The following is a 13,234-nucleotide window of genomic DNA, read 5'->3' on the forward strand; positions in this document are numbered from 1 at the left end:
CCTGGTGAATGATACGGAAACACCCGCTCAAGGGGTAGGTCAGCGGCGCTTCGTACTCATTTCGTGACACTGGAGCAGGCGGTTCCCCGCTGTCCGGAGAGCGTTGGTACGGTTGGGCGATGGCCGCCGGAGCAGACAACGAGGACGTGTACGCCACGACCGACGCTGCCTGGATGACCGAAGCGAGCGACGCCGACGAGCGTGACGCCGCGGCGGGGGACGACGCCGACGACGACGACATGGGGGAACCGGATGCGCGCGACGCCTCCGTTGATGACGAGATGACCGACGACAGCACGGCCACCGACACCACGACCACCGACCCCACGACCACCGAGCCGGAGTCGGCTGCCGCACCCGGTCCCGCGGCGCGTGCCGCGGCAGCGGCCCCGACGACCACCACCGGCGCCCGACCCGCCAAGGCGCGCACCACGAAGCAGCGCACCAAGCGACCGGCGAAGGCCGACGGCGCGACGGGCACCGTGCCTCCCGGTCCGACCGCGAGCGACGCGACGTCCGTGACGAACGCGACCGGGGACGCACCGGTGACCGCCGCGCACGAGGCGGATGCACCGGAGACGGGCGCACCGGAGACGGGCGCAGCGGAGGCGGGCTCCGCGACCGGCCCCGCCGCCAAGAAGCGCGCCCCCCGGGCCACTGCGCCGAAGGCCCCGCAGAAGCAGCAGCCCGTCGTGCTCGCCGCGAACGGCCTCGTCAAGCGGTACGGGCAGACGCTCGCCGTCGACGAGGTCGACCTCGAGATCCGTCAGGGCTCGATCTTCGGCGTGGTCGGCCCCAACGGCGCCGGCAAGACGACCACCCTGTCGATGATCACCGGACTGCTGCGTCCCGACGCCGGTTCCGTCACCGTCCTCGACCACGACGTCTGGGCCGACCCCACGGCCGCCAAGCGGAGCCTCGGCGTGCTGCCGGACCGTCTGCGGCTGTTCGACCGACTCACCGGCGCGCAGCTGCTCTACTACTCGGCCACCCTGCGCGGCCTCGACGGTGCCACCGCGCGCGAGCGCAGCACCGACCTGGCCGAGGCGTTCGGGCTCGGCGAGGCACTCGGTCGCCAGGTCGCCGACTACTCGGTGGGCATGGCGAAGAAGATCGCCCTCGCCGCCACCCTCATCCACTCGCCGCGGGTCCTCGTGCTCGACGAACCGTTCGAGTCGGTCGACCCCGTGAGCGCCGCGACCATCACCGACATCCTGCGCCGGTACACGCGCGGTGGCGGCACCGTCGTGCTCTCCAGCCACTCCATGGAGCTCGTCCAGCGCACGTGCGACTCCGTCGCCATCATCGTCGGCGGCAAGGTGCTCGCCTCGGGCACGATGGCCCAGGTGCGCGGCCGCAAGAGCCTCGAGGACAAGTTCGTCGAACTCGCGGGCGGCCGCGTCGTGGCAGAGAGCATGGAATGGTTGCACAGCTTCTCCGGCTGAGGGCCGACCTGCTCGCGGGCGAGGTCCGCGGCAGCGCCCGCCGGTCCGTGTTCGTCGTGCTCGGCAGTCTCGTCGGACTCCTCGCCGCCGTCTTCGTCGCGACGCAGACGGTCGCACTGCGGTCGGCGGACCCCGACACGGCCCGAGCGGTCACCGTGCCGGTCGGCACGCTCATCGCGTTCGCGTTCACCGTCGTCCCGCTCGTGGTCGGCCGGAGCGACCAGCTCGACCCGAGGCGCTTCGCGGTGTTCGGCATCGGCCGACGCACGCTCGCGGTCGGCCTCGTCGTCGCCGGGCTGATCGGCATCCCCGTCATCGGGGTCGTCGTCGTGGCGGTCGCACAGTCCGTGGTCTGGGCGCGGGACGCCGGTACCGGGGTGCTCGCGGTCGTCGGCGGGCTGCTGGCGATCGTCACGTGCGCGCTCCTGGTCCGCGTGTGCTGCACCGTCGGCTCGCGGCTGATCGGTCCGCACCGGTCCCGTGACGCCGGTTGGCTCGTCGCGCTCGTGATCATCGTGCTCGCGATCCCGACGGTGTCGCTGCTGCTCCGCGTCGACTGGCTCGACCCCGAGGGCGCCGAGATGCAGCGCGTCGCGGACGTCGCCGGGTGGACGCCGTGGGGCGCCGCCTGGGCCGTGCCCGCCGAGGTCGCCAGCGGCCACGTCGGGACCGGGTTCCTCAAGCTGCTCGTCGCGATCGCCGTCGTCGCCCTGCTGACCTGGGCGTGGTGGGCGCTCGTCGGTCGCGCGCTCGACACCGTCGACGGTCGCACCCGGACCCGGCGGTACCAGGGGCTCGGCTGGTTCGACCGGCTCGGGTCGACCCCGGTCGCCGCCGTCGCCGCCCGCGCCCTGACCTACTGGGTCCGCGACCCGCGGTACCGCACCTCGTACCTGATCATCCTGTTCGTCCCGCTCGTCGTCATCCCGCTCGGGGTCGCCGGCGTGCCGTGGCACTGGACGGCGCTCGTGCCGTTGCCGCTGATGGCGCTGATCGCCGGGTTCCTGCCGCACAACGACGTCTCGTACGACAACACTGCGGTGTGGCTGCACGTCGCCTCCGGGGCTCCCGGGTGGAGCGACCGCCTGGGCCGCGTCGTCCCGGTGCTCGTCGTCGGTGCGCCGGCGATCGTGGCCGGCTCGGCGCTGTCCGCCTGGTTGTTCGCCGACTGGACGGCGTTACCGCTCCTGATCGGCGTGAGCGCCAGCGCGCTGCTGTCCGGACTCGGGCTGTCGAGCGTCGTGTCCGTCCTGCTGCCCTACCCGACCGTGCGGCCGGGGGACCACCCGTTCCAGCAGCCGCAGGCCGCCGGGGTGACGGCGACGGTCGCGCAGTCGATGATGGTGATCGGCATCGTGCTCTGCACCGTCCCGGCCGCGTGGCTCGCGGTGCTCGCCTTCGTCCGCGGCGCCGAGCCGTGGTCGATGCTGACGCTCTCCGTCGGCATCGGGATCGGCGTGGTCGTGCTCGTCACCGGGATCGTCGCGGGTGGTCGGCTGTTCGACCGACGCGGACCGGACCTGCTGGCGGCGGCGCAGCGCAACTAGCGTTCCGGAGCACGCGCAGGGAGCGCAGCGCGCCCGCGCGCAGACCGTCGTACCCTGGACCCATGAGCATGACGGAACCAGGCGGCGGCCTCGACGTGATGGACCGGGAGCTCGAGAAGCTCCTCGAAGACGAAGCGATCGAACCCGGCGACCACGAGCGGTTCTCGCACTACGTCAAGAAGGACAAGATCCTGCAGTCGGCGATGTCCGGCAAGCCGGTCAAGGCACTGTGCGGCAAGAAGTGGATCCCGGGCCGCGACCCGGAGAAGTTCCCGGTCTGCCCGGACTGCAAGGCCATCTACGAGAAGATGAAGGCCGAGTAGACGCAGCCCGCGCATCGTGAGCAGAAATGGTCGGGTCGCCTTCGGGGACCCGACCATTTCTGCTCACCAAGCGATGCGCAGCGGCGCGCTAGATCACCAGGGTCGGGATCGCGGGGTCGCCGCGACCGATGCGCGCGGCGTCCGCCGGCAGCTCGGCCTTGGCACGCTCGTGGTGTGCCCGAGCGGCTTCGACGCCCTGCACCCCGAGGAACGCCGGGTCCACCTCGCCGCCGGTGACGACGGGTACGAGCAGGGGGCGCTCGTCGGGGCCGACCTGCCCGGCGGTCAGCACGACCTCGGCCGTGGCGACACCGTTGCGCAGACGACGCCCGGCTTCCTTCCGCCCGCCGATCGAGGCCTTGTCGGCCGACTTCTTCGCCACGGCGACCCAGTCGTCGCCGTCGGCGGACTGGTGCGCCACGAGCTTGAAGACCATGCCGGCGGCGGGGTGTCCGGAGCCGGAGACGACCGAGGTGCCGACGCCGTACGAGTCGACCGGGGCGGCCCGGAGCGCGGCGATCGTGTACTCGTCCAGGTCGTTCGTGACGGTGATCTTCGTGCCCGTCGCGCCGAGGCGGTCGAGCTGCGCCCGGACCGCCGCGACGACGGACGGCAGGTCGCCGCTGTCGATCCGGACACCGCCGAGCTTGCCGTCGGTCAGCCGGACGGCGGTCTCGACGGCCTGCTCGATGTCGTACGTGTCCACGAGCAGGGTCGTGCCGTTGCCGAGGGCGTCGAGCTGCGAACGGAACGCCGCTTCCTCGGAGTCGTGCAGCAGGGTGAACGCGTGCGCGGCCGTGCCCATCGTCGGGATGCCCCAGGTGCGGCCGGCCTCGAGGTTGCTCGTCGCGCCGAAGCCGGCGATGTAGGCGGCCCGCGCGGCGGCGACGGCGTTCCACTCGCCGGTGCGGCGCGAACCCATCTCGGCGAGCGGGCGGCCGTCGGCGGCGGAGACCATGCGGGCGGCCGCCGAGGCGATGGCGGAGTCGGCGTTGAACACCGACAGGGCGAGCGTCTCGAGCACGACGGCCTCGGCGAACGTGCCCTCGATCTGCAGGATGGGGGAGTTCGGGAAGTACACCTCGCCCTCGCGGTACGCCCGGACGTCGCCGGTGAAGCGGTAGTCGGCGAGGAACGACGCGGTGCCCGCGTCGATGACCCCGCGGTCGCGCAGGAACCCGATCTCGTCGTCGCCGAAGCGGAAGTCGCCGAGGGCGGTCAGGAACCGCCCGAGGCCGGCGGCCACGCCGTACCGGCGGCCGTCGGGCAGCCGCCGGGCGAACACCTCGAAGACGCAGCGCCGGTGGGCGGTCCCGTCCTTCAGGGCCGCGTCGACCATGGTGAGTTCGTACTGGTCCGTCAGGAGTGCGCTGGTCACCTTGTCGACACTAGTGGCGTGCCGGTGGGGAGGCCCGGATGGGCTCGGGCGCGCAGCCCACGGCGCGCAGGTGGCCGGTCCCGACGTCCGCAGCGTGCGTCGGTACGCTGGTCACCGTGACGGATGCACCGATCGGAGTCTTCGACAGCGGGGTCGGCGGGCTCACGGTGGCCCGCGCGATCATCGACCAGCTGCCGCGCGAGAGCATCCGGTACGTCGGCGACACCGTGCACTCGCCGTACGGCCCGAAGCCCATCGCCGACGTCCGCCGCTACGCGCTCGAGGTCATGGACGACCTGGTCGAACAGGGCGTCAAGGCCCTCGTCATCGCCTGCAACACGGCGTCGTCCGCCGTGCTCCGCGACGCCCGCGAACGGTACGAGCAGGCGTACGGCATCCCGGTGGTCGAGGTCATCCAGCCCGCCGCCCGCGCCGCCGTGAAGCAGACCAGGACCGGGCGCATCGGCGTCATCGGCACGGTCGGCACCATCGCGTCGCGCGCCTACGAGGATGCCTTCGCGGTGGCCTCGGACGTCACCCTGACCCTGGCGGCGTGCCCGCGGTTCGTCGAGTTCGTCGAGGCGGGGGACACCTCGTCACCGGAACTGCGCGAGGTCGCCGCCGGGTACCTCGACCCGATCCGCACCGCCGACGTCGACACGCTCGTGCTCGGCTGCACCCACTACCCGCTGATGTCCGCGGCCATCCAGTACGTGATGGGCCCGGACGTCACCCTGGTGTCGAGTGCCGAGGAGACCGCGAGCGACGTCTACCGCCGGCTCGTCGAGCACGGCCTCGAACGCACCACCACGACCGCTCCGACGTACTCGTTCGAGTCGACCGGCGACGACGAGGACGGGTTCCTGCGGCTCGCCCGCCGGTTCCTCGGCCCCGAGATCGTCCGCGTCGGCCACCTCGAGACCGGCGCCATCACGCTGCCCCGTGGGCGGGCCTGAGCGGCGACCAGCCGCTCGCCGCCGCCCGCTCCGTCGAACCGCACCGCGCCTCCCGGCCGGACCGAAAGGACACCATGACCACCCGCATCGACGGCCGCCAGGCCGAGGAACACCGCCCCGTCACCATCGAGCGGGGCTGGAGCACGCAGGCCGAGGGCAGCGCGCTCATCTCGTTCGGCAACACCAAGGTGCTCTGCACCGCCTCGTTCACGAACGGCGTGCCCCGCTGGCTCGCCGGCAAGGGCACCGGCTGGGTCACCGCCGAGTACTCGATGCTGCCGCGCTCGACGAACGAGCGCATGCAGCGCGAGTCGATCAAGGGCAAGGTCGGCGGCCGCACGCACGAGATCTCGCGGTTGATCGGGCGTTCGCTCCGTGCCGTGGTCGACACGAAGGCCCTCGGTGAGAACACCCTGGTCATCGACTGCGACGTGCTGCAGGCCGACGGGGGCACCCGCACGGCGTCGATCACCGGCGCCTACGTGGCGATGGTCGACGCGATCGAGTGGGGCCGCGGCAAGGGCTTCATCGCGAAGAAGGCCACCCCGCTCACCGACAGCGTGCAGGCGATCTCGGTCGGCATCGTCACGGGCGAGCCGATGCTCGACCTGGCGTACACCGAGGACTCCGCCGCCGACACCGACATGAACATCGTCACGACCGGGTCGGGGAAGTTCATCGAGGTGCAGGGCACCGCGGAGCACGCGCCGTTCGACCGCGACGAGCTGAACGTCCTGCTCGACCTGGGCCTGGCCGGCAACCAGTCGCTCGCGGCGATCCAGCGTTCGGCCCTGGGCCTGGCGTGACGTCCCGCGAGGTGGTGCTGGCCACCCACAACCAGGGCAAGGTCGTCGAGCTGCGCGAGATCCTCGGGTCGGCGCTGGGCGAGGGCGTCGAGCTCGTCGGCTACGACGGCCCCGAACCGGTCGAGGACGGCGACACCTACGCCGCGAACGCCCTGATCAAGGCCCGTGCGGCGGTCGCACACACCGGGCTGCCGGCGCTCGCCGACGACTCCGGCATCGCGGTCGACGCGCTCGACGGTGCCCCGGGCATCCACTCGGCGCGGTACGCGGGCACGCGGTCGGACGCTGACAACATCGCGCTGCTGCTGCAGAACCTCGAGGGCGTCGTGGAGCGCACCGCCGCCTTCGTGTGCGCTGCCGCGTTCGTGACGCCCGACGGGTTCGAGCACGTCGTCGAGGCGGTGTGGAACGGCGAGGTGCTGACCGAGCCCGTCGGCGACGGCGGCCACGGCTACGACCCGGTGTTCCGGCCGGACGACGCCGACCGCTCGTCGGCCGAGCTCACCCGCGAGGAGAAGAACGCGCTCTCGCACCGCAGCAAGGCGTTCCGCGGCATCGCGCCGATCGTGCGGGAGCACTTCGGGCGCTGAACCGCCCACCTGCGACGACGACAGGCCCACACCGAACGGTGTGGGCCTGTCGTGTTCGGACCGTTACAGCTGCGGGTCGACGGCCGGCGACTCGGCCTGGTGCTCGTGCTTCTTCGCCTTGCGGGCGTTCCGGATGTAGGTCAGCGCCATCGGCACGACGGTCACCAGGACGGCGGCGAGCAGGATGATGTCGATGTACTCGCGCACGATGTGGGCGACGAACGGGATGTGCCCGATGAAGTACCCGAGGAACGTCACGCCGACACCCCAGACGACGGCGCCGATCGCGTTGTAGAGCGAGTACTTCTTGTAGTCCATGCGGCCGACGCCGGCGGCGATCGGGGCGAAGGTGCGGACGACCGGCACGAAGCGCGCCAGGATCACCGCGAGCGGGCCGAACCGGTGGAAGAACGCGTTGGTCCGCTCGACGTTGGCCTTGGAGAACAGTCCGCTCTCCTTGCGCTCGAAGATCGGTGGACCGGCCTTCTTGCCGATGAAGTAGCCGAGCTCCCCGCCGAGGAACGCCGCGGCGCCGATCATCAGTGCCGCGACCCAGATCGGGATGCCGCCGATCTCGCCGCCGCGGTCGAACGCGAACAGGCCGGTGATGACGAGCAGGCTGTCGCCCGGGAAGATGAAGCCGATCAGCAGACCGGTCTCCGCGAAGACGATCGCACACACGACGAGCACGGCGACGGCCCCGAAGTGGTCGAGGATGTACTGCGGATCCAGCCATGGGATCAGGGCGAGTGCGACGGAGTGCATGTCTCTTCCGGTCGTGCAGATGCGGTGACGGGAGGGTCACCCGCACGACGAGGGTACCGTTCGCCGATGTCGCGGACGTCCCTCGGCGGTATGAGATGCGCGAGCACGCAACGGTCCGTGCGGAAGGAGGGACTCGAACCCTCACGCCTGGGGCACAGGAACCTAAATCCTGCGTGTCTACCGATTCCACCACTCCCGCGAGCAGCGGCAGTCTACCGAGCGGTCCCTGCTCGGCGGACGTCGGTGCGTTCGCACGGTGCGCCGGTCGTCACCCGGTGCGGGGTTGCCTGCTCCGTGCGCCGCAGCAGGCGCGCACGAAGCGACCAGCGGCGTTGTGGGTGACCGTGTCGACACGGTGCGACGTTCGTGGCGGGGGTGCGTGGGGCCTCCCGGGCGGTGGTGCGCACGTGCGCACGGTGCGCCGGTCGTCACCCGGTGCGGGGTTGCCCGCTCCGTGCGCCGCAGCAGGCGCGCACGAAGCGGGGAACCTCGCACGGAGTCGCGGAACGCGCACGGTGCGTCGGCCGCGCCCCGTGCAGCGCGCGTCAGCGCAGCTGCCGCGGCAGGTACCGGGGGACGTAGCGCAGCAGCACGCCGGCGCCGATCAGGCCGAGCACGCCCATCACGCCGCTGGCCACCGCGATCGTCGCGACGGCCGTCACCCCCGAGATCACGAGCGGTGCCGCGGCCGACCCGAAGTCGCCGGTGAACCGCCAGGCTCCGAGGAAGGGCGCCGGGTCGTCGCGTGGGGCGAGGTCCGCGCCGAGCGTCATCAGGATGCCGGAGCCCACGCCGTTCGCGAGGGACATGCCCATCGCGATGCCGACGAACCAGCCGACGCGGGCGTCGAGGTGCCCGCTCCAGGCGAGCAGGAAGTAGCTGATGCTCAGCCCGAGCATGCAGGGGAGCGCACTCGCCAAGCGGCCCCAGCGGTCCATGATCTGGCCGCTCGTGTAGAACAGCGCGAAGTCGACGGCGCCGGCGATGCCGATGATCAGTGCCGCCGTCGAGTCGTCGAGCCCGACGCTCACCGCCCAGAGCGGCAGGATCACCTGGCGTCCGGCACGCATGGCGCCGATGAGCGCGGCGCCGCTGCCGAGCCGCAGCAGGACGGCGCCGTTCGCGCGGATGGTGCGGAAGAGCCCGTGCGCCTCCTTCTCGACGAAGACCGCTCCGGTGTCGGTGGACGGCTCCGTCACGCCGGTCGCGTCGGAACCCGACCGGGAGGCCCGTGGCGGCATCCGCAGACCGCGTGCGCCCGTCGCCGGGTCGCGCAGCACCAGGAGCACGGTCGCCGCCGCCAGGCAGCACACGACGTGGATCCAGAAGGCGCTGGCGGTGGTGCCGGTCAGGTGGATCACGCCGGCGGCGAGGAACGGCCCGACGAAGTACCCGAAGCGGAACACCCCGCCCAGGCTCGAGAGCGCCCGAGCGCGGATGCGGACGGGGATCGCCGTGGTCATGTAGGCGTGCCGGGCCAGTGCGAACACCGCGGTCGAGACACCGACCAGGAACACCCCGAGCGCCAGCACCCACGCGTTCGCCGCGGTCGTGCAGACGACGAGTCCGCCGACCGACACCAGGGCGGCGCCGATCATGGCGTTCCGCTCGCCGATCCGGGCGACGACGATGCCGGACGGCACGTCGCCGATGAGCTCGCCGACCAGGATGAGGGACGCGACGAAGCCCGCGAACGCCAGGGTCGCACCGAGGGAGTCGGCGGCGATCGGGATGATCGGGATGATCGCGCCCTCGCCGATCGCGAACAGTGCCGCCGGCAGGAACCCGGACAACAGGACGGACCGGAAGTCGAATGAGTCGTTCCCCGTCGTGGCCATCGCACGACAACGGTACGCCAGCGGTACCGCTTCGTCGGCGGGTTACCCTGGAGGCATGCGTGTTCTGGCGGCGATGAGCGGTGGGGTCGACTCGGCGGTGGCTGCTGCCCGGGCGGTCGACGCCGGGCACGACGTGGTCGGGGTGCACCTGGCGTTGAGCCGGATGCCGGGCACGCTCCGCACCGGCAGCCGCGGGTGCTGCACGATCGAGGACTCGATGGACGCCCAGCGCGCCGCTGCGGCCCTCGGCATCCCTTACTACGTGTGGGACTTCTCGGCCCGGTTCAAGGAGGACGTCGTCGACGACTTCGTCGCCGAGTACCAGGCCGGCCGCACCCCGAACCCCTGCATGCGGTGCAACGAGCGCATCAAGTTCGCCGCCCTGCTCGAGAAGGCCCTGGCACTGGGCTTCGACGCCGTCGCGACCGGGCACTACGCCTCGATCGTCACCGGACCGGACGGCTCGCGCGAACTGCACCGGTCGGCAGCGTGGGCGAAGGACCAGTCCTACGTGCTCGGGGTCCTGACCGCCGAGCAGCTGCAGCACGCGATGTTCCCGCTCGGGGCGACCCCGTCGAAGGACGAGGTCCGGGCCGAGGCCGCCGAGCGTGGCCTGACGGTCGCGCAGAAGCCGGACTCGTACGACATCTGCTTCATCCCGGACGGCGACACCCGCGGCTGGCTGGCGGACCGCGTCGGCACCGCGCCCGGCGAGGTCGTCGAGCGCGACGGCACGGTCGTCGGCTCGCATGATGGCGCGACCGGCTACACCGTCGGTCAGCGACGGGGACTGGCCCTCGGTCGCCCGGCGCCGGACGGCAAGCCGCGCTTCGTGCTCGAGATCCGCCCGAAGGACAACACCGTCGTGGTCGGCCCGAAGGAAGCCCTCGCCGTCACGTCGATGTCGGGCTCGCGCTTCACCTGGGCCGGGACGGCCCCGGCCGACCCGGCGACGCCGTTCGCCTGCGACGTGCAGATCCGCGCGCACGCCGACCCGGTGCCCGCGACCGCGCGGGTTCAGGACGACGTGCTCGTGATCGACGTCGACGAGCCGCTGCACGGGGTCGCACCCGGGCAGACGGCCGTGGTCTACGTCGGCACGCGGGTGCTCGGACAGTGCACGATCGACAGCACCGTCAGCGCCGTCCCCGTCGACGCCTGACCCCGCCGCTCCCGGGGCACACGCTCGCTGCACACCGCGTCGGTGGCAGGCGGTAGAACTGATGGCATGAGCGAGACCGACGCCACGTTCGAGACCATCGACCCCGACGGGCTCGACGCCGCCCAGGCCGGGCGCGAGGTCGACCGGCTGCGGGCACGCATCAACGAGCTGCGACAGGCCTACTACCAGGGCGAGAACGGTTCGCCCGAAGCCGACGCCGACTACGACGTGCTGGTCCGGCGGCTCGACGCGATCGAGCAGCGCTTCCCGGAGCTCCTGACCGAGGACAGCCCGACCCAGACCGTCGGCGGCCAGGCGCAGACCACGCAGTTCGCGCCGGTCGAGCACGCCGAGCGCATGCTCTCGCTCGACAACGTGTTCAGCCCGGACGAGCTCACCGAGTGGGCCGTCAAGGTGCAGCGCGACGCCGGTGCCGAGCGCGTCCGCTTCCTGACCGAGCTGAAGATCGACGGCCTCGCCATCAACCTGCGCTACGAGCACGGCCGGCTGGTGTCGGCGGCCACCCGCGGCGACGGCGTGGTCGGCGAGGACGTCACCGGCAACGTCCGGACGATGGGCACGATCCCAGACCGCCTGTCGGGCACCGGCCACCCGCCCCTGGTCGAGGTCCGCGGTGAGATCTTCTTCCCGGTCGCCGAGTTCGACGAGCTCAACGCGAACCAGCGCGAGGCGGGGGAGCGGGTCTTCGCCAACCCGCGCAACGCCGCCGCCGGGTCCCTCCGCCAGAAGGAGGAGGGCAAGTCCGAGGCGAAGCGCGCGCTCATGGTCGACCGGATCCGGCGGCTGCGGATGCTCGTGCACGGCATCGGCGCGTGGCCCGTGCGCGAACTCGAGCAGGAGACCGACGTCCGCTCGCAGTCCGAGGTGTACGAGCTGCTCGAGACGTGGGGGCTGCCGACGAGCAGCCACTACCGGGTCTTCGACACCATCGACGAGGTGAACGCCTTCGTCCGCTCGACGGGTGACCGCCGCGCCTCGGTCGAGCACCAGATCGACGGCGTCGTGATCAAGGTCGACGACCTCGCCCTGCACGAGGAACTCGGCTCGACGTCACGGGCACCCCGGTGGGCGATCGCGTACAAGTACCCGCCGGAAGAGGTCCACACGACGCTCACCGACATCGTGGTGAGCGTCGGCCGCACCGGTCGTGCGACGCCGTTCGCCGTGATGGCCCCGGCCGAGGTGGCTGGGTCGGTCGTGCGCCAGGCCACCCTGCACAACCAGCAGGTCGTCAAGGCGAAGGGCGTCCTGATCGGCGACACCGTCGTGCTGCGGAAGGCCGGCGACGTCATCCCCGAGGTCCTCGGGCCGGTCGTCGACCTGCGCGACGGCACGGAGCGCGAGTTCGTGATGCCGACGCACTGCCCGGAGTGCGGCACCGAGCTCGCCCCCGCGAAGGAAGGCGACATCGACCTCCGCTGCCCGAACGCGAAGAGCTGCCCGGCGCAGGTCCGCGGTCGTGTGGAGCACATCGCCTCGCGCGGCTCGCTCGACATCGAGGGCCTCGGCGAGGTCGCTGCCGCAGCGCTCACGCAGCCGCTGCACCCGGAGACCCCGCCGCTCGTGACCGAGGCCGGGTTGTTCGACCTGACGATGCAGGACATCGTCCCGATCGAGGTGATCGTGCGCGACGCCGAGACCGGCATGGAGAAGGTCAACGACGCCGGCGCGCCGAAGCGCGTGACCCCGTTCAGCCGGGCGCGCAAGAAGACCGACCCGCCGTTCGACGCCGACGCCCGCGGTGCCGACTACACCGGGGATCCGAGCCGCTACCCTTCCAAGAACGCGTTCGAGATGCTCGCGAACATCGACGCGGCCAAGACGAAACCGCTCTGGCGCATCATGGTCGGGCTGAGCATCCGCCACGTCGGACCGGTCGCGGCGCGGGCGCTCGCGAACCACTTCGGTTCCCTCGACCGGATCCGCGCCGCCTCGCGCGAGGAGCTCGCCGCGGTCGACGGTGTCGGCGGGATCATCGCCGACGCCCTGCTCGCGTGGTTCGAGGTCGACTGGCACCGCGAGATCATCGACCGCTGGACGGCGGCGGGCGTGCAGTTCACCACGCCGGACCACCCCGGCCCCGGCGGTGCTGCGGTCGAGGGCGGTGTCCTGAGCGGTGTCACGGTCGTGGCCACCGGATCGCTCGAGGGGTACACGCGAGAAGGTGCGCTGGAGGCGATCATCACCGCCGGGGGCAAGGCGGCGTCGAGCGTGAGCAAGAAGACCGACTTCGTGGCCGCGGGCCCCGGGGCCGGTTCGAAGCTCACGAAGGCCGAGCAGCTAGGCCTCCGGATCATCGACGCCGAGCAGTTCCACCTGCTCGTGACCCAGGGCCCGAGCGCGCTCCCCGAACCCGAGGAGACCACGGCCGAGGGCTGAGCCCGACCGCGAGCACGCCGTCGA

Annotated in this window: 11 protein-coding genes and 1 tRNA gene; 8 read left to right on the top strand and 4 right to left on the bottom strand. The window is 71.9% G+C overall.

Annotation, left to right across the window (positions count from 1 at the left end; all coding sequences use genetic code 11):
- Nucleotides 1–119: 119 nt before the first annotated feature.
- The 3 genes from ACVKXF_RS16425 (at nucleotide 120) to ACVKXF_RS16435 (ending at nucleotide 3,315) form a co-directional block, all read left to right on the top strand.
- Nucleotides 120–1,445 carry an ATP-binding cassette domain-containing protein gene (locus tag ACVKXF_RS16425; protein ID WP_456796368.1) on the top strand — a complete coding sequence of 442 codons (1,326 nt, stop codon included), beginning with the start codon at nucleotides 120–122 and terminating at the stop codon, nucleotides 1,443–1,445.
- The gene (locus ACVKXF_RS16430; RefSeq protein WP_456796369.1) at nucleotides 1,421–2,992 is read left to right on the top strand and encodes an ABC transporter permease; all 1,572 of its coding nucleotides are present in this window, start codon (nucleotides 1,421–1,423) and stop codon (nucleotides 2,990–2,992) included. Before ACVKXF_RS16425 ends, ACVKXF_RS16430 begins: the two co-directional genes overlap by 25 nt.
- 62 nt (nucleotides 2,993–3,054) lie before the next feature.
- Complete coding sequence (locus ACVKXF_RS16435) at nucleotides 3,055–3,315, top strand: DUF3039 domain-containing protein (protein WP_123313364.1); 261 nt, start codon at nucleotides 3,055–3,057, stop codon at nucleotides 3,313–3,315.
- An 88-nt stretch (nucleotides 3,316–3,403) separates the two neighbouring features.
- Here the strand turns inward: ACVKXF_RS16435 and ACVKXF_RS16440 are convergent, their stop codons facing one another.
- The gene (locus ACVKXF_RS16440) at nucleotides 3,404–4,654 is read right to left on the bottom strand and encodes a nicotinate phosphoribosyltransferase (protein ID WP_425340838.1); all 1,251 of its coding nucleotides are present in this window, start codon (nucleotides 4,652–4,654) and stop codon (nucleotides 3,404–3,406) included.
- 155 nt (nucleotides 4,655–4,809) lie between these two features.
- On the opposite strand from ACVKXF_RS16440, the gene murI reads away from it, so the two are divergent.
- The 3 genes from murI (at nucleotide 4,810) to rdgB (ending at nucleotide 7,045) form a co-directional block, all read left to right on the top strand.
- Nucleotides 4,810–5,649, top strand: coding sequence for a glutamate racemase (gene murI, locus ACVKXF_RS16445; RefSeq protein WP_456796370.1), 840 nt, complete (start codon nucleotides 4,810–4,812; stop codon nucleotides 5,647–5,649).
- Between the two features lie 74 nt (nucleotides 5,650–5,723).
- Complete coding sequence (gene rph, locus ACVKXF_RS16450) at nucleotides 5,724–6,455, top strand: ribonuclease PH (protein WP_123313366.1); 732 nt, start codon at nucleotides 5,724–5,726, stop codon at nucleotides 6,453–6,455.
- Nucleotides 6,452–7,045: an RdgB/HAM1 family non-canonical purine NTP pyrophosphatase gene (gene rdgB / locus ACVKXF_RS16455; protein ID WP_340197388.1), complete on the top strand. Its 594-nt coding sequence runs from the start codon at nucleotides 6,452–6,454 to the stop codon at nucleotides 7,043–7,045. Before rph ends, rdgB begins: the two co-directional genes overlap by 4 nt.
- Before the next feature lie 63 nt (nucleotides 7,046–7,108).
- On the opposite strand, the gene ACVKXF_RS16460 is transcribed toward rdgB, so the two are convergent.
- The 3 genes from ACVKXF_RS16460 to ACVKXF_RS16470 form a co-directional block, all read right to left on the bottom strand.
- Nucleotides 7,109–7,810, bottom strand: a complete 702-nt coding sequence (locus tag ACVKXF_RS16460) for a DedA family protein (protein WP_123313368.1) — start codon at nucleotides 7,808–7,810, stop codon at nucleotides 7,109–7,111.
- A 118-nt stretch (nucleotides 7,811–7,928) separates the two neighbouring features.
- Nucleotides 7,929–8,009, bottom strand: a tRNA-Leu gene (locus ACVKXF_RS16465).
- Nucleotides 8,010–8,355: 346 nt separating this feature from the next.
- Nucleotides 8,356–9,648: an MFS transporter gene (locus tag ACVKXF_RS16470; protein WP_456796371.1), complete on the bottom strand. Its 1,293-nt coding sequence runs from the start codon at nucleotides 9,646–9,648 to the stop codon at nucleotides 8,356–8,358.
- Nucleotides 9,649–9,703: 55 nt separating this feature from the next.
- Here ACVKXF_RS16470 and mnmA point away from each other — a divergent pair, with 55 nt between their 5' ends.
- Nucleotides 9,704–10,810 (top strand): tRNA 2-thiouridine(34) synthase MnmA, encoded by a 1,107-nt coding sequence (gene mnmA, locus ACVKXF_RS16475; protein ID WP_340197390.1) that lies wholly within the window; start codon nucleotides 9,704–9,706, stop codon nucleotides 10,808–10,810.
- 66 nt (nucleotides 10,811–10,876) lie between these two features.
- Nucleotides 10,877–13,210 carry an NAD-dependent DNA ligase LigA gene (gene ligA / locus ACVKXF_RS16480; RefSeq protein ID WP_456796372.1) on the top strand — a complete coding sequence of 778 codons (2,334 nt, stop codon included), beginning with the start codon at nucleotides 10,877–10,879 and terminating at the stop codon, nucleotides 13,208–13,210.
- Nucleotides 13,211–13,234 lie beyond the last annotated feature (24 nt).

It is taken from the genome of Curtobacterium sp. PvP017 (genome assembly GCF_054060195.1).